The sequence below is a fragment of the Streptomyces sp. NPDC001927 genome (assembly GCF_053594455.1).
This window is the reverse complement of sequence record NZ_JBSFEN010000010.1, coordinates 211,992-226,853: the sequence shown is the minus strand read 5'-3', so window position 1 is coordinate 226,853 and position 14,862 is coordinate 211,992. Positions and strand designations below refer to the sequence as shown.

The following is a 14,862-nucleotide window of genomic DNA, read 5'->3' as shown; positions in this document are numbered from 1 at the left end:
GCTGATCTTCGCTGAGCCTCGGAGCAGCACCCAGCAGCTCATCAAGGAGGTCCCATGACCACCCCCGTCTGGATCACCGCGACCCCTCCGGCCACCCACGGCGAACTGCACATCGGTCATCTCGCGGGGCCGTACGTCGCCGCCGACGTCCTCACCCGGTTCCTGCGCGCCGAGGGCGAGCCCGTGCGGTTCACCACCGGCACCGCCGACCACGCCAGCTCCGTCGAGGTCCGGGCGCTGCGGCTGCACCGCAAGCCCGAGGAGGTCGCGGAGGGCTACCGCGCCGCGATCACCGCCGACTGGCTGCGCTCCGGTGTGGAGTTCGACCACATCGTGCGGCCGCGCCGGGACCGGGGCTACGGACGCTGGGTGCAGGAGCTCTTCAGCAGGCTGTACGCGCAGGGGGTCATCGCGCCCCGCACGCGCCTGCTGCCCTACTGCGAGCCGTGCGAGCGGTGGCTGTACGGCGCCCACGTCACCGGCACCTGCCCGCACTGCGGCGCGGTCAGCGGCGGCGGGATGTGCCACGAGTGCGCGCGCCCCAACGACGGCGGCGACCTGATCGAGGCCCGCTGCTCGCTCTGCGAGACGCCCGCCCTGTCGCGCCGCTGCCGCCGGCTCTACGTCCCCCTCGAACCGTTCCGCGAGGCGCTCGCCGACTACTGGGCCACCGCCGGTCTCCCGCCCCGGCTCGCCGCGCTGTGCGAGTCGCTCGTGGAGGACGGGCTGCCGGACATCGCCGTCGGCCACCCGGCCGAGTGGGGGCTCCAGGTGCCCGTCGAGGGCTTCCCCGAGCACCGGATCGACGGCTGCTTCGAGGCCGCCGCCATGCACCTCTTCGGCTACGACCCCAAGGGCCCGCTGCCGCGCCGCGCCATCCACTTCTGCGGCTTCGGGCACGCCTTCTGCCACGCCGTGCTGCTGCCGGTGCTGCTCCTCGCCCAGGACATCAAGCTGCCGCAGGACTTCTGCGTCAACGAGTCGTACGTCGTCGAGGAGGGCGTCCAGGAGGGCAACGTCTGGGCGCTCGACCTGCTCACCGAGTACGGCTCCGACACCCTGCGCCGGCACGTGCTCCAGGCCCGCCCGCTGGGCCGCCGCACGGTCTTCCACCGCGACCGGCTCGCCGCGGCCCGCCACGAGCTCGACGAGAGCTGGAACAGCTGGCTCGCCCGGCTCTTCTCCGCCGTACGCGAGGAGTGCGCCGGTCTCACCCCGCAGGCGCTGCCCGGCGGCACCGGCTGGGAGGTCCTGGAACGGCGGCTGGGCCGGGCGGTGGAGGACCTGCGCGAGGCGTACGGCCCCGATGCCTTCGACCCGCGCCGCGCGGTCGCCGTCCTCGACGAGATGGTCCGCTCGGTGGCCGACTTCGGCCACGTCAACGCCCACGAACGCTGCCGGCCCACCACCGCCTGCCCCCATCTGCCCGCACTGGCCGCCCAGTTGGCGGTCGCCTCGGCGCTCTCGGCGTGGGCGCGTCCGGTGATGCCGGAGGGCGCCGACCGCCTGGCCGCCGCGCTCAAGACCGAGCCGGGCGGCCCGATCGACGCGACGGCGCTCACCCCGCCCACGCCGGGTACGCGTCTCGCCCCACCGTCGGGACCGGTGTTCGGTTTCTGACGGACCACACCCCCAGCGCCCCCCACCCCAGCGCCGTCCCACCCATCCCTGCCGCGTGGACCGTGCGCGCGCGACGCGCGGGGGCACGTGGCCCGCCTCCCCAGGAGCCCCACGTGTCCCTGCGCGTCGCCATGCTCAGCGTCCACACCTCCCCGCTGCACCAGCCGGGCACCGGGGACGCCGGTGGCATGAACGTCTACATGGTCGAACTCTCCCGCGCCCTCGCCGAACAGGGCGCCCAGGTCGACCTGTTCACCCGCTGCCGGGGCGAGGGCCGGCCCCCGCTGGTCGAGCTCGCCCCCGGGGTCCGGGTCCGGCATCTGCACGCCGGGCCGCGCCGGGCGCTCCCCAAGGAGGCCATGCCCGGGCTCGTCGTCCCGTTCTCGCTCGCCCTGCTCAAGGAGAGCGCCCGCTACGACCTGGTCCACTCCCACTACTGGCTCTCCGGGCAGGCCGGGCGCATCGCCGCGGCCGGCTGGCGGATACCCCTGGTCCACACCGCGCACACCCTGGCCCGGGTGAAGAACGCGGCCCTCGCGGCGGGCGACACCCCCGAGCCCGAGCTGCGGATCCGCGGCGAGCACCAAGTGGTCGAGTCCGCGGACCGGTTGATCGCCAACACGGCCGACGAGGCGGCGGCCCTCGCCTCGCTGTACGGGGCCGCGGGACCGCGCACGGAGGTCGTACGGCCCGGCGTTGACCTGCGCACCTTCGGCCCGCGCGAGGGCGGCCGGGCGGCAGCCCGGGCCCGTCTCGGACTGCCCGCCGACGCCTTCGTGCCCCTCTACGCCGGCCGCATCCAGCCCCTGAAGGGGCCGGACGTGCTCGTGCGGGCCGTGGCGGAGCTGCTGTTCCTCGCCCCGGAGCTGCGCCGCAGGCTGCTCGTCCCGGTGATCGGGGGTCACTCGGGGGCGACCCGGGAGGGTTCGGCCTGGCGGCTCGCGCGGGAGCTCGGGGTCGACGATGTGCTGCGGCCCAGCCCTCCCGTACCGCAGGAGCGGCTCGCGGACTGGTACCGGGCGGCCGATGTGCTCGTGGTGCCCTCGCGCAGCGAGTCCTTCGGTCTGGTGGCCCTGGAGGCGCAGGCGTGCGGGACGCCGGTGCTCGCGGCGGCGGTCGGCGGGCTGCCGACGGCGGTGTGGGACGGGGTGACCGGAATGCTCGTGCGCGGCCATGACCCGCTGGAGTACGCCCGCCGGCTGCGGTGGCTCGCGGCGCATCCCCGGGCGGGGGCGACGATGGGGGAGGCGGCGGTCGCGCACGCCCGGGGGATGAGCTGGCGGGCCTCGGCCGCGCGGACGGTCGAGGTGTACGAGGCGGCGCGTCGGGACAGCGCGCGGATGGGGCAGGGGCGGCGGCACGCCCCTGCCCCGGCGGCCCCTCTCTCCTGGAGGAACGAGAAGGCCGTCGCACGAGTCTAGCATTTGTTTTGGTCGGACCAAAGATGTGGATCGCTCCGGATCCCTCAATTCCGATACCGCACAGGCGTATTGACGCATCCACGCCATGGCGGATCCACGCATGGAGAAACTCTGGATCCCTTTCCCGGTGCGGGCCAATATGGAGATGTCTTCAGGGAGCGCCCGGCGGCACGGGCCCCCGAAGTCGGAATTCGCATTCCAACTCCTGGAGGAAACATGTCTGCTGCGCGTATAGCGGGTATTCGGAAGACGGTCCGCCAGTTCGCCGTCGCGATCGTGGCCTGTACGGCCGTCGCCGGTGGCGCGGCGCTGGTCGCGGCCCCCGACGACACCGCGCCCGTCGGCCCGCGCATGGTGGCCGACGGTCAGGACAACGGCTGGCCCGTCCCGCCGCCGTCCCCGGCCCCGACCGTCAACTGACCACCTGATCGACGTATCCACTGAGCACCTGCCGAACGGAATTCGTACCGGGGAGTCGAATCGGGCCCCGCGATCGCCGCGCGCGATTGCGGGGCCCGACCCGTGTCCGGGCCCCGAATTCTCCCGCGGTCAGTCCAGCCAGCCGAGGCGAACCGCGCGCGCCCCCGCCTCGAATCGGCTCGACGCGCCCAGTTCCTGCATGAGTTCGGAGATCATCCGGCTCACCGTCCGCAGCGACACCCCGAGCGTGCGGGCGATCTTCTCGTCCTTCATTCCCGACGCGAGCATGTGCAGCGCCGCCCGCTGCTGCTCCGAGAGCCCGTCGCCGCCCCGCTCGGGCGCCGCGTCGTCGCCGTACGGCGTGGCCGTGTGCCAGCAGTGCTCGTACAGGCTCAGATACGGCCGTACGAGCGCACTGCCCCGGGCCAGGATCGCGCCCTCGCCGGGGTCCTCGGGGCGGATGGGCACCAGGGCGAACTGCCGGTCGGCGATGATCAGGTTCAGCGGGACGGACGGGGCGAGCCGGATCTCCACCCCCAGCTCGGCGCGCCGGCCGAGGAACTCCGCCATCTCCGGGAGCGCCGCCTCCTGCCGCCCGTAGATGGCGCGGACCCGCACTCCGTTGCCGATCTGCCGGCGGTCGCGGTCGAGCATCCGCTCCGGGTTCTGGCGCCCGGGCGTCCCGGGGTGCAGGGAGGCCGAACTCTCCTGCATCACATCGGTGATGTCCTCGATCGCCTGCTGGATGCGGCGGTAGTCGGTGAGCGCCTCGACCTCCGCCTCCGCCCGGGTCAGCGCGTCCGCCCGCAGGAAGGTGCCGGCCAGGGTCTCCAGGGTGCTGTACGCCCGGTCGGCCTCGGCGAGGTGCTCGCGCAGCCGCTCCCGCTCCCGTTCGAGGAGCCGCAGCAGCGCGATCTCGGGGTCGACCGCGGCGACGACATCGGTGTCGGAGCGCCAACTGCCGTCCTGGACGGCGGTGACGGTGGCGTGCGCGGCGCCGGTCGGCACGATCAGGCCCAGCTGGACGAGGGCGTCACGACATCGCTCGTACTCCTCGGGCGCGAGCCGTAAGTCCGCGTACGCCTCGCCGAAGCCCGATACTCCGCGCCTGCGCAGCTCCTGATAGAGGGTCAGGACGTCGTCATCCCGCCCGGGCGCGTCGATCGCGCTGTCCGTCGTGCCGGTGCCCGCGTCCGTGACCATGGCGAAGTGACCCCCTCTTCGTCCGAGTCGCCGCCCCGCCTCACCTTGTCACAGGGTCCGGCGACGAGCCGAGATGCCGATCTTGGATGTGTCGTGCGTCACTGCCGTGCGTCACGGTCGCTCGTCACGCCTCGCCCTCGCCGTCGAGCAGCCCGAGCCTGGCCGCCTTCACCCCGGCCTCGAAGCGGCTGGCGGCGCCCAGTTCGTGCATGACCTCGGAGAGCAGCCGGCTGACGGTCCGCAGCGACACCCCGAGGTTCTTCGCGATCTGCTCGTCCTTGATGCCGGAGGCGAGCATCCGCAGGGCCGCCCGCTGCTGCTCGGAGAGCCCGTCGCCACCGCGCTCGGGCTTCTCCTCGTCGCCGTACCGGCCGGCGGCCTGCCAGCAGTACGCGTAGAGGGCGAGGTACGAGCGGACCAGGCCGGGCCCGCGCGCCAGGAGGGAGGCGGAGTCCGGGTCGTGGGGATCGGTGGGCAGCAGGGCGAAGTTCTCGTCGGCGAGCACCATGTTCATCGGCACGACGGGGGAGAGCCGGATCTCCACGCCGAGCGCGGCCCGCTCCTCCAGGTGCTGCGCCATGTCCGGTACGGAACTGATCCGGCGGCTGTACATCGCATGGACGCGCACCCCACGCCCGCTCAGGGCCCGGTCGCGCGCCAGCTCGGCGGCCATGTCCTCGCGCCGTACCGAGCCCGTGTGCATGGAGTGCACGGAGACGCGGACCGAGTCGCCGAGCGCGGCCAGTTCCTGCCGTACGCGCGCGGGGTCGGCGACGACCTCGACGTCGACGGCGGAGCGGGGCGCCGTGCCGGCCCGGAGGAACGGTCCCGCCAGCGTGGCGAGGGTGGTCTGGGCCCGGCTGGTCTCGGCGAGCCGGTGCTCCAACCGCTCCCGCTCACGCTGGAGGAGCCGCACGAGCGCGACGTCGGGCTCGACGACGGCCTGCGGGGCGGGCGGGGCCTGGGCGTTAGGGTGCTCCGCCGGGGTCTGGGCCTCAGGGGGTTCCGGCGGTGTGGTCTGGGTCTGCGCCTCAGGGTGCTCCGGCGCCGGTTCGATCAGGCCGAGGGCGGTGAGTTCGGCGCGGCAGCGCTGCCGGTCGGTGGCGGAGAGCCCGAGGCCGTCCGCGACGTCGTCGAAGACGGCGGTGGGCCGGGCACGGAGTTCGAGGTAGACCGCGAGAGCCTGTTCGCTTCCCGTGCGCGTCCCGGTGGCGTGTTTGGACACTGAGCAGCAGACTCCCCCCGGACCCGTACGGGTCCCGTTGAATCGCCCCGCTAGACCCTGCCACACATTCGAACGCCCCGCACGGGGTTCAACCGGCCGCGCAGTCGGGGCACAGCCCCTTGAAGACGATCTCGGCGTCGCTGGTCCGCCAGCCGGGCAGGGCGCCGCGCGGGGGCTTGGGGGCGGGCGCGTCGACGTTCTCCACGCGGCCGCACCGGACGCAGAGGGCGTGCTGGTGCGGGGTCCCCGAGATCTCGAAGACGGCGGGCAGGCCGGGCCGGTCGAACTTGGTGACCAGGCCGGTCTCCTGGAAGTGCCGCAGCATCTCGTACACGGCCTGGCTGGTGAGCGTGCCGAGGCGTTCGCGCGCGGCGGCGGCGATCGCCTCCACGTCGAGATGGCCTGCGGAGGCGAGCACCGTGAGCACCTCGAGGCGGGGGCCCGTGACCCGGAGGCCCACGTCGCGCAGGCGCTGGATCACCGCCTCGCGGTCCGAGAGTTCTTCCACGACTGCCATCTTCTCCGCCCGGCACGGTCGATCTGGTCGGCTCAAACTTTTGCGGGCATCGTACCTCTTGTCTCCCCGGCGCGGCAGATGAGGAGCACGCTCTCGGTCCGTTCGTCGATACGGTGCCGCCGCCGTCCCTCGATGTGCAGGCCCGCGGAGCGCAGCTCGGCCGCGAGGCGTTCGGGGTCGACGATCCACTTGTCGGTGGTGAGCACGACCCGTTCGTGGGAGCGCTTGCCGGTCCTGGCCGCGTAGTAGGTGATCCGCTCGCTCATCGTGGGCAGGTCGAAGACCTGCCGGGCGACCACCCACTCGTCGACCCCGTCGAACCGGGGGACCTGGAAGGTCCAGGTGCGCGACGGCTCGGTGACGAGGCCGTGGCGCAGGTGGGAGGTGTAGTCGAGGGCGAGGGCGCCGCCGGTGTCCAGGTGCGTGGCGATCTCGCGGAGCAGCGCGGGGCGGGCGCGCGGCGGTACGGCGGAGACCATGGCGCCGGCCAGGAGCGCGAGGCGGTAACTGCGGTGCAGGCGGAGTTCGGTGAGGTCGGCGCGCGTGGTGAGGACGAGCCGGGCGACCTGGGGGCCGATGCGCCGCGCCCAGGCGTCGAGCCGGGCCAGGGCGGCGGGGTCGCGGTCGACGGCCTCGACGGCGAAGCCGTGCCGGGCGAACGGGACGGCGAGGCGCCCGGCGCCGGAGCCCAGGTCGAGAACGGGGCTGCTGGTTGTACCGGTGGTCGTGGCGCGGGCGAGGTCGAGGTAGCGGAGGATGTCGGCACTGTGGGGCCCGAGGAGGGCGTCGTACAGCCAGACGGCGTCCTCGCCCCAGGGGGAGACGGACTCGAGGCCCCGGAGCGCGTCGGTGTGGGGGTCGTATCGGGACGGCAGGACCGGCGCGAGCGCGGCGCCGCTCGGTGTCTGCATCGCTCCTCCAGGGGCTCGCTCGGTCCATGCCGTCCGCGAAGCGGGAACCCGTGCCGCCGGGCGACCGCGTCGCGCGTCCATGGTGCCGGGGGAGAGCGTGCCGCTTCCAGGTTCGGCGGCGGCGTGAACACGCGATGGCGTTCATCTGCCAAGCGAGGAGCCCTGCGAGGAGCGGGAGTTACAGCGGGCGGCCGAGGCGCGTGGGGTTGAGGGGGGCGAAGCCCTGGCTCTCGTAGAAGGGGAGGGACGGGTCCTTGTCCGCGTCCGAGGGGAGCGTCACGCGCTGCGCGACCGCCCCGAACCCGCGCATCCGTTCCGTCGCCGCGCCCAGGAGCGCCGAGCCGACGCCCCGTCGGCGCGAGTTCTCCGCCACGGCGAGCGCGTACACCTCGCCCTCGCCCGGTACCGGGACCCCGCCGGCCGCCGCGCCGACGATCGTGCCGTCCTCGCCCGTGGCCACGAGCCAGCCAAGCCAGCCGGGCGCGCCACCCGGAATTTCAATTTCCGCGCGGATGCGGGGAAGTGCGCATTGGGTGGACACCAGTCGGTGCACCGGGATTTCACCGAGGATTTCGTGGTAACTGCCCCGAATGGCATCCGCCAGCAGCCTGGATATCGTCGCCGCGTCGGCGGCCGCCGCCGCCCGCACGTCAGCCAGCTGCATTGGTTCGTACCCTTCGACGTGCCGAGCCCCAGCGTCAACATACCCACACTAGCCGGGAATTCAGGGCCGCGGGACGGATGGTGACCGATGTGAAATCTACGAATTCACTTAGTAATGAGCCGCTGAAACGAGTCGCTTATCCGGGTACGGAACAACACGCGACGATCAACGGAGCCATCGCCCCCGCGGCCGTCGAGATCGCGAGCAGGCCGCGCAGCACGGGGTGTCCCGCGCTGTACGGAGTGAGAATGCGCCGCATCCGCAGCGCGGCCGAAGGCCCGCCCGCCGCGAACGCCTCGCGCGGCGCCTGGCCGGCCGCGAGCGCGTACAGCGCCGTCGCGAGCGCGTCGCGCGAGCAGCGGCGCAACGCCCGGTCGTCGGCGGCCATTTCGAGCAGCAGCGGTACGGCGGTTCCGCCGTGGCGGGCGAGCGGGAGGCGGGGGAAGACGGTCGCGAAGGCCTCCGTCGCCGCGACGAGGAGGTGGTGCCGTCCGGCGATGTGCGCCCGCTCGTGCGCGAGCGCGGCCGCCAACTGGGGTGCGGTGAGGGTGTCGAGGGCGCCGGAGGAGACGACGACGCGCCGGGAACGGCCCGGCAGGCAGTAGACGGCGGGGCGGGCGTGGTCGAGCACGGTGGCCCGCAGGTCCGGGTCGTACCGCCCGACCAGGCGCAGGACGCCCGCGTGCCGCAGTCGCGAGCGGCGGGCGCGCAGCAGCTCCCGTACGAAACCGGCGGTGGGCAGCGCGAGGACGGCGAGGGCCAGGCCGGCGGCCGTGTACTGGCGGGCGGTCAGGTCGAGGAGCGCGGCGGGGGAGGGGAGGGCGAGGGTGACGACCCGGTCGGTCAGCCGGTGGCTGCTGTCCCCGTCGAGGACGAGCTGGGCGGGCAGCAGAGCGGCGGCCCCGGCGAACACGGCCCCGATCACCGCCCACACCGCGAGCCCGAGCCGCGGCACCTGCTGCGCCCAGCGGGCCCGTACGAGGAGCCAGGGGATCAGCACCCCACAGACGAACGCGAGCCCGAGCGGCAGCAGGACGTGATGACTCACGCGTCACCGCCGGGCAGTTCGCGGCGGGACGAGTCGCCGAGCGGCTGGTGGTCACCACGGGGCGCGTCGGCGCCGCGCGCGCCGCCGCCAGGGCCGCCGCGACCCGGGCCGCCCTCCGTGCTGTCGCGGCGACCGGGACCGCCCACCCCCGGCCCGTCCTGCCCCGGGGCCGAGGGCTCCCCGCCCCCGCGCGCCATCCGCAGCGCCGCGTCCAAGGCGCGCATGTCCTCGGGGGAGATGGTCTCCACGAAACGGAGGAGCGCGGCCGGGCGGTCGGCGCTGTCGCCGAGGGCGTCCTGCATGAGGGCCGCGGTGTACTCCTCGCGGCTGCGGACCGGTTCGTACAGCCAGGCGCGGCCCGCCTTCTCGCGACGGAGCCAGCCCTTGCGGTGGAGGATGTCCGCCACCGTCATCACCGTCGTGTAGGCGACCCTGCGCCCCAGATTGATGTCGTCGACGATCTCGCGGACCGTGGCGGGCCGTTGCCAGGCCCACAGCCGGTCCATGATCTCCGCCTCCAGCTCGCCCAGTCGGCGCACGCGGATCCCCTCCCCTCGATCCCCCTCGCGTCCCCATGGGGGCGGCCCATCGTACGGGCCGTCAACCCGGCGCAGATATACCCCCTAGGGGTACGATGACCGGATGTCGACCCTCATGAAGAACCGCCCTTGCGCGAAGGTCTGCGGCCCCGGTCTGCCCGGTTCGGTGGAGCTGACGCTCCTCCGGGCGGTGCTCGGGCTCTGTCTCCGCCTGAGCGTCACCGTGACCGCCGACTGCCCTTCACGCAAGGGCGGTTGAGCCCCGCGAGGCGCTGCGCCTACGTCCTGATCAGCCGGGCGATCGCCTTCGACGCCTCGCCCACCTTCACCTTCGCCTGGTCCCCGCCCTGGGCGATCGCCTCGGTCACGCAGCAGCTGAGGTGCTCGTCCAGGAGGGCCACGGCGCAGGACTGCAGCGCCGCGTTGATCGCGGAGACCTGGGTCAGGACGTCGATGCAGTAGACGTCCTCGTCGACCATCCGCTGCACCCCCCTCACCTGCCCCTCGATGCGCCTCAGGCGTCTGATGATGTCTTCCTTGTGCTGTCCGTACCCGGCCATGGCAGGCTCCTCGGCTGCTTGTCGAGCTCTACTTGTCGAGCTGCTTGTCGGCGGCCTGGAAGCCGCGCAGGCGCAGGCTGTTGCCGACGACGAAGACCGAGGAGAAGGCCATCGCGGCGCCCGCGATCATCGGGTTGAGCAGTCCGGCCGCGGCGAGCGGCAGGGCGGCCACGTTGTAGGCGAAGGCCCAGAACAGGTTCGAGCGGATCGTGCCGAGCGTGCGCCGGGAGAGCCGGATCGCGTCGGCCGCGGCCCTCAGGTCTCCCCGTACGAGCGTCAGGTCGCCCGCCTCGATCGCGGCGTCCGTGCCGGTGCCCATCGCCAGGCCCAGGTCGGCCTGGGCGAGCGCGGCGGCGTCGTTGACCCCGTCGCCGACCATGGCCACCGAACGCCCCTCCGCCTGCAGCCGCTTGACGACGTCGACCTTGTCCTGCGGCATGACCTCCGCGATGACCTCGTCGATGCCGACCTCGGCGGCGACGGCCTCCGCGACCGCCTTGTTGTCGCCGGTGAGGAGGATCGGGGTGAGGCCGAGGCCGCGCAGTCGGCGGATCGCCTCGGGGCTGGTCTCCTTGACGGCGTCGGCGACCTCCAGGACCGCGCGGGCCTCGCCGTCCCAGGCGACGGCGATCGCGGTCTTCCCCGCCGTCTCGGCCGCCTCCTTGGCGGACTTGAGCGAGGCGGGCAGCTCCATCGCCCACTCCGTGAGCAGCTTCTCCCGGCCGACGAGGACCGCGTGGCCCTCCACGACGCCCTGGACGCCGAGCCCGGGGAGGTTGGCGAAGTCCTCGGGGGTGGGGAGCGTCCCGACCTTGGCGGCGGCGCCCGTGGCGACGGCCTGCGCGATGGGGTGCTCGGAGGAGTGCTCCAGGGCGCCCGCGAGGCGCAGCACGTCCGTCTCGTCCGTACCGGCGGCGGTGTGGACCTTGATGAGCGTCATCCGGCCGGTGGTGACCGTACCGGTCTTGTCCAGGACGATCGTGTCGACCTTGCGCGTGGTCTCCAGGACCTCGGGCCCCTTGATCAGGATGCCGAGCTGCGCGCCGCGGCCGGTGCCGACCATGAGCGCGGTCGGCGTGGCCAGGCCCAGGGCGCAGGGGCAGGCGATGATCAGTACGGCGACGGCGGCGGTGAAGGCGGCCGTCAGACCGGCGCCGGTGCCGAGCCAGAAGCCGAGGGTGCCGAGCGCGAGCGCGATGACGACGGGGACGAAGACGGCGGAGATCCTGTCGGCGAGACGCTGGGCGGCGGCCTTGCCGTTCTGGGCGTCCTCCACCAGCTTGGCCATCCGGGCCAGTTGGGTGTCGGCGCCGATGCGGGTGGCCTCGACGACGAGCCGGCCGCCGGCGTTCAGGGTGGCACCGGTGACGGCGTCGCCGACGCCGACCTCGACGGGTACGGACTCGCCGGTGAGCATGGACGCGTCGACGGCGGAGGAGCCCTCGACGACGGTGCCGTCGGTGGCGATCTTCTCGCCGGGCCGGACCAGGAAGCGGTCCCCGACCTGGAGTTCGCTCGTGGGCACGGTGATCTCGCGCCCGTCCTTGAGGACCGTGACCTCCTTGGCGCCGAGCTGCATGAGCGCCTTGAGGGCGGCGCCCGCCTTGCGCTTGGAGCGGGCCTCGAAGTAGCGGCCGGCCAGGATGAAGGCGGTGACGCCGGCGGCGGCTTCGAGATAGATGTTCCCGGCGCCGTCGGTGCGGGCGATCGTGAACTCGAAGGGGTGGGTCATGCCCGGCGTACCGGCGGTGCCGAAGAACAGCGCCCACAGGGACCACAGGAACGCGGCGATCGTGCCGACGGAGATCAGGGTGTCCATGGTGGCCGCGCCGTGCTTGGCGTTGGTCCAGGCGGCCTTGTGGAAGGGCCAGGCGGCGTAGACGACGACCGGCGCCGCGAGGGTGAGGCTGAGCCACTGCCAGTACTCGATCTGGAGCGCCGGGACCATCGCCATCGCGATGACGGGGACGGCGAGCGCGACGGCGGTGACGAGCCGCTGCTTGAGGGGCCGGAGCTCTTCGTCGGCCTTCTCGTCGTCGGTGGGCCCGTCGTCGTCGGCGTTGTTCGCGGGGCGCTCGGGCTTGGGCTCGGCGGCGGTGTACCCGGTGGCCTCGACGGTGGCGATGAGGTCGTCGACGGAGATGTCGGCGTCGGCGTCGAAGGTGACCTTCGCCTTCTCGGTGGCGTAGTTGACGGTGGCCTCGACCCCGTCCATGCGGTTGAGCTTCTTCTCGATCCGGGCGGCGCACGAGGCGCAGGTCATGCCGCCGATGGCGAGCTCGACCTGGGCGGCGCCTGGGGTGGTGGTGGTCATTTCCTGCTCCTCGGTACTGCGGGGTGCGGGGGCCGGGGCCCATGGGCGGACGGGCCCCGGCGGCCGGAATGGGGCGTGGGCCGCTGCCGTCAGGCGCGGCCGGTCAGCTCGTAGCCGGCGTCGTCGACGGCGGCGGTGATCGCGGCGTCGTCGGGCGCGCCGCCGGTGGTCACGGTCACCAGGCCGCCGGCGACGTCGACGTCCACGGAGATGACGCCGTCGAGGGCGGAGACGGAGGTGGTGATCGCGGTCTTGCAGTGCCCGCAGGTCATGCCGGACACGGCGTAGACGGTGGCGGTGCTCTCGGCGACGGCGGTGGCGGTGGTGGCGGTCTCGCCGGTGGTGGAGCAGCTGCCGTCAGGAGTACAGCAGGAAGACATGGGTTCCTCCTCATGGTGGGCGCAGATACCCTGAGGGGGTATCCGGGAACGAGTCCATGTATACCCCCCAGTGGTATCCAACGCAAGGGCGGCCTCGGCTTGACTCCATACCCCCCAGGGGTATGGTGAAGTGCAACTGGACGACATCGGGTCGCTCATCAGGCCACTTACGTACGGGAGAGCAGCCATGAACACCGGAGTGAAGATCACCGCCTTCGCCGCCGCGATCGCCGCGACGTTCGGGACGGCGTACGGCGTGGGCAAGGGCGTCGGCCCCGTGGGCGAGCCCCCGGCGAAGGCGTCACACGGCGAACACGCGGAGGCGGAAGCGGCCCCCGCGGCGAACGCCCCCGTGGCCGGGGGCCTCCAGGTCTCGGAGGGCGGCTACACGCTGGCCCTGGAGACGCCGACCCCGGCGCAGGGGAGGAGCGTCCTGAAGTTCGCGGTCAAGGACGCGGCCGGCAAGAAGGTCACCGCGTACACGACCGAGCACGGCAAGGAGCTGCACTTCATCGTGGCCTCGCGCGACCTGACGGTCTTCCGCCACCTGCACCCGGTGCGGGCGGCGGACGGCACGTGGTCGACGCCGGTCGACCTGCCGGCGGCCGGGGGCTACAAGGCCTTCGCGGACTTCAAGCCGGCGGCGAAGAACGCGAAGGGCATCACGCTGGGCGCGGACCTGTCCGTACCGGGCATGAGCGCCCCGCAGCCCCTGCCGAAGCCCACGCGAACGGCGACGGTGGACGGCTACGAGGTGAATCTGGGCGGCACCCTGGCCCCCGGCCGGGCGGGCGAACTGAAGCTCACGGTCAGCAAGGCCGGGAAGCCGGTGACGGACCTGGAGCCGTACCTCGGGGCGTACGGCCACCTGGTCGCCCTGCGCGCCGGCGACCTCGCCTACCTCCACGTCCACCCCAACGAGGGCGGCCCGGGCCCGGACGTCTCCTTCACGGCGACGGCGCCGAGCGCGGGGTCGTACCGCCTGTTCCTGGACTTCCAGCACGGCGGAAAGGTGCGGACGGCGGCGTTCACGGTGCAGGCGGGGCAGGGCGGGGCGCCGGCGATCTCGACGCCGGATGAGGCAGGGCACGATGCGGGAGGCCACGAGCACGGCTAGGGTGGGGTCATTGGACTAGACCTGTAGACCCTGCAGACCTGTAGCCGTCATTCATGGAGGAATGGGCTCGATGAGCAACCGTGCAGTCCTAGAGGTGATCGCCCTCGACGAGGAGGACGCGGTCGCCGCCCAGGCCGGTGGGGCGGACCGCCTTGAGCTGGTCACCGACATGGCGGCCGACGGGCTGACCCCGTCGCGGACCGGCTTCGCCGCGATCCGCGCCGCCGTGGACATCCCGCTGCGCGTGATGCTCAGACTGACGGACGGCTTCGCCGCGGGCGACATCGACGCGCTCGTGGCCCGCGCGACCGACCTCCGGGACGCGGGCGCGGACGAGTTCGTCCTCGGCTTCCTCACCCCGGACGGCGACGCCGACCTGGTGGCGGTGGAGCGGCTGATCGCCGTCCTGGACGGCTGCCGCTGGACCTTCCACCGGGCGATCGACCGCACGCCCGACCGCGACGCCCTGCGCAAGCAGCTCGCGGACCTGCCGGGCCTCGACACCTACCTCACGGCGGGCTCGCCGACCGGCGTCGACGACGGCCTCCCCGTGCTCCTCGCGGAGGCGGCCCGCGCGGGCGAGCCCGGCTACGAGCCCCAGATCCTGGTGGGCGGCGGCCTCCGCCTCGACCACCTCCCCCACCTCCGCACCGCCGGCCTCTCCGCCTTCCACATCGGCGGCGCGGCCCGCCCCCACGGCTGGACGGCCCCGGTCTCCCCGGAAGCGGTCCGGGTCTGGCGCGAGGCTCTGGACGCGTAGCGCTGAGGCACGGAGGCCTCCGCCTGCCCGCTCCAGGCGCCCGCGGTGTCACCTGAACGGCCCGATTTCGGGCGGCGGGGCCGGGTAGGGGGTGGACCGTTCTTCCCCGCAGCGCTATCGACGGAGGCACCCGTGCCCGAAAAGCATGGTCACTACAAGCCCG

15 protein-coding genes and 1 pseudogene are annotated in these 14,862 nt (G+C 73.3%); 6 read left to right on the top strand and 10 right to left on the bottom strand.

The window, feature by feature from the left end:
- Positions 1–54: 54 nt before the first annotated feature.
- The 3 genes from ACWCO8_RS26965 (at position 55) to ACWCO8_RS26955 (ending at position 3,461) form a co-directional block, all read left to right on the top strand.
- Positions 55–1,620, top strand: coding sequence for a class I tRNA ligase family protein (locus ACWCO8_RS26965; RefSeq protein WP_451034428.1), 1,566 nt, complete (start codon positions 55–57; stop codon positions 1,618–1,620).
- 62 nt (positions 1,621–1,682) lie between these two features.
- Positions 1,683–3,041 carry a D-inositol-3-phosphate glycosyltransferase gene (gene mshA, locus ACWCO8_RS26960; protein WP_451034427.1) on the top strand — a complete coding sequence of 453 codons (1,359 nt, stop codon included), beginning with the start codon at positions 1,683–1,685 and terminating at the stop codon, positions 3,039–3,041.
- Between the two features lie 216 nt (positions 3,042–3,257).
- A complete protein-coding gene (locus ACWCO8_RS26955) occupies positions 3,258–3,461 on the top strand; it encodes a hypothetical protein (RefSeq protein ID WP_384506627.1) in 204 nt (67 codons plus the stop codon).
- A 129-nt stretch (positions 3,462–3,590) separates the two neighbouring features.
- Here ACWCO8_RS26955 and ACWCO8_RS26950 read toward each other — a convergent pair whose 3' ends face one another.
- The 7 genes and pseudogenes from ACWCO8_RS26950 to ACWCO8_RS26920 all read right to left on the bottom strand — a co-directional run.
- Positions 3,591–4,664, bottom strand: a complete 1,074-nt coding sequence (locus ACWCO8_RS26950; protein WP_362007410.1) for a helix-turn-helix domain-containing protein — start codon at positions 4,662–4,664, stop codon at positions 3,591–3,593.
- Positions 4,665–4,788: 124 nt separating this feature from the next.
- Positions 4,789–5,889 carry a LuxR C-terminal-related transcriptional regulator gene (locus ACWCO8_RS26945; RefSeq protein ID WP_451034426.1) on the bottom strand — a complete coding sequence of 367 codons (1,101 nt, stop codon included), beginning with the start codon at positions 5,887–5,889 and terminating at the stop codon, positions 4,789–4,791.
- Between the two features lie 88 nt (positions 5,890–5,977).
- Positions 5,978–6,397, bottom strand: a complete 420-nt coding sequence (locus ACWCO8_RS26940) for a Fur family transcriptional regulator (RefSeq protein ID WP_451034425.1) — start codon at positions 6,395–6,397, stop codon at positions 5,978–5,980.
- Between the two features lie 41 nt (positions 6,398–6,438).
- Complete coding sequence (locus ACWCO8_RS26935; protein ID WP_451034424.1) at positions 6,439–7,317, bottom strand: class I SAM-dependent methyltransferase; 879 nt, start codon at positions 7,315–7,317, stop codon at positions 6,439–6,441.
- 178 nt (positions 7,318–7,495) lie between these two features.
- The gene (locus ACWCO8_RS26930) at positions 7,496–7,981 is read right to left on the bottom strand and encodes a GNAT family N-acetyltransferase (protein WP_451034423.1); all 486 of its coding nucleotides are present in this window, start codon (positions 7,979–7,981) and stop codon (positions 7,496–7,498) included.
- A 136-nt stretch (positions 7,982–8,117) separates the two neighbouring features.
- The gene (locus ACWCO8_RS26925; protein WP_451034422.1) at positions 8,118–9,029 is read right to left on the bottom strand and encodes a M56 family metallopeptidase; all 912 of its coding nucleotides are present in this window, start codon (positions 9,027–9,029) and stop codon (positions 8,118–8,120) included.
- A gap of 176 nt (positions 9,030–9,205) precedes the next feature.
- Positions 9,206–9,568 (bottom strand): annotated as a pseudogene (locus ACWCO8_RS26920) (BlaI/MecI/CopY family transcriptional regulator); the annotation flags it as partial.
- A gap of 103 nt (positions 9,569–9,671) precedes the next feature.
- On the opposite strand from ACWCO8_RS26920, the gene ACWCO8_RS26915 reads away from it, so the two are divergent.
- Positions 9,672–9,827 (top strand): hypothetical protein, encoded by a 156-nt coding sequence (locus tag ACWCO8_RS26915; protein ID WP_362007396.1) that lies wholly within the window; start codon positions 9,672–9,674, stop codon positions 9,825–9,827.
- A 19-nt stretch (positions 9,828–9,846) separates the two neighbouring features.
- On the opposite strand, the gene ACWCO8_RS26910 is transcribed toward ACWCO8_RS26915, so the two are convergent.
- The 3 genes from ACWCO8_RS26910 to ACWCO8_RS26900 form a co-directional block, all read right to left on the bottom strand.
- Positions 9,847–10,128 (bottom strand): metal-sensitive transcriptional regulator, encoded by a 282-nt coding sequence (locus tag ACWCO8_RS26910; protein ID WP_015035316.1) that lies wholly within the window; start codon positions 10,126–10,128, stop codon positions 9,847–9,849.
- A 28-nt stretch (positions 10,129–10,156) separates the two neighbouring features.
- Positions 10,157–12,442 carry a heavy metal translocating P-type ATPase gene (locus ACWCO8_RS26905; RefSeq protein ID WP_451034421.1) on the bottom strand — a complete coding sequence of 762 codons (2,286 nt, stop codon included), beginning with the start codon at positions 12,440–12,442 and terminating at the stop codon, positions 10,157–10,159.
- 89 nt (positions 12,443–12,531) lie between these two features.
- A complete protein-coding gene (locus ACWCO8_RS26900) occupies positions 12,532–12,822 on the bottom strand; it encodes a heavy-metal-associated domain-containing protein (protein WP_362007391.1) in 291 nt (96 codons plus the stop codon).
- Between the two features lie 187 nt (positions 12,823–13,009).
- On the opposite strand from ACWCO8_RS26900, the gene ACWCO8_RS26895 reads away from it, so the two are divergent.
- Both ACWCO8_RS26895 and ACWCO8_RS26890 read left to right on the top strand, forming a co-directional pair.
- Positions 13,010–13,939 (top strand): hypothetical protein, encoded by a 930-nt coding sequence (locus tag ACWCO8_RS26895; RefSeq protein WP_451034420.1) that lies wholly within the window; start codon positions 13,010–13,012, stop codon positions 13,937–13,939.
- Between the two features lie 70 nt (positions 13,940–14,009).
- Positions 14,010–14,699 carry a copper homeostasis protein CutC gene (locus tag ACWCO8_RS26890; protein WP_362007386.1) on the top strand — a complete coding sequence of 230 codons (690 nt, stop codon included), beginning with the start codon at positions 14,010–14,012 and terminating at the stop codon, positions 14,697–14,699.
- The last annotated feature ends 163 nt before the right edge of the window (positions 14,700–14,862 follow it).

Excerpts from the sequence above, each read along its gene's own strand:
- ACWCO8_RS26905 (WP_451034421.1), bottom strand. The coding sequence starts at position 12,442 with ATGACCACCACCACCCCAGGCGCCGCCCAGGTCGAGCTCGCCATCGGC.
- ACWCO8_RS26965 (WP_451034428.1), top strand. The coding sequence starts at position 55 with ATGACCACCCCCGTCTGGATCACCGCGACCCCTCCGGCCACCCACGGC.
- ACWCO8_RS26910 (WP_015035316.1), bottom strand. The coding sequence starts at position 10,128 with ATGGCCGGGTACGGACAGCACAAGGAAGACATCATCAGACGCCTGAGG.
- ACWCO8_RS26955 (WP_384506627.1), top strand. The coding sequence starts at position 3,258 with ATGTCTGCTGCGCGTATAGCGGGTATTCGGAAGACGGTCCGCCAGTTC.
- ACWCO8_RS26915 (WP_362007396.1), top strand. The coding sequence starts at position 9,672 with ATGTCGACCCTCATGAAGAACCGCCCTTGCGCGAAGGTCTGCGGCCCC.
- ACWCO8_RS26890 (WP_362007386.1), top strand. The coding sequence starts at position 14,010 with ATGAGCAACCGTGCAGTCCTAGAGGTGATCGCCCTCGACGAGGAGGAC.
- ACWCO8_RS26935 (WP_451034424.1), bottom strand. The coding sequence starts at position 7,317 with ATGCAGACACCGAGCGGCGCCGCGCTCGCGCCGGTCCTGCCGTCCCGA.
- ACWCO8_RS26930 (WP_451034423.1), bottom strand. The coding sequence starts at position 7,981 with ATGCAGCTGGCTGACGTGCGGGCGGCGGCGGCCGCCGACGCGGCGACG.
- ACWCO8_RS26950 (WP_362007410.1), bottom strand. The coding sequence starts at position 4,664 with ATGGTCACGGACGCGGGCACCGGCACGACGGACAGCGCGATCGACGCG.
- ACWCO8_RS26895 (WP_451034420.1), top strand. The coding sequence starts at position 13,010 with ATGAACACCGGAGTGAAGATCACCGCCTTCGCCGCCGCGATCGCCGCG.
- ACWCO8_RS26900 (WP_362007391.1), bottom strand. The coding sequence starts at position 12,822 with ATGTCTTCCTGCTGTACTCCTGACGGCAGCTGCTCCACCACCGGCGAG.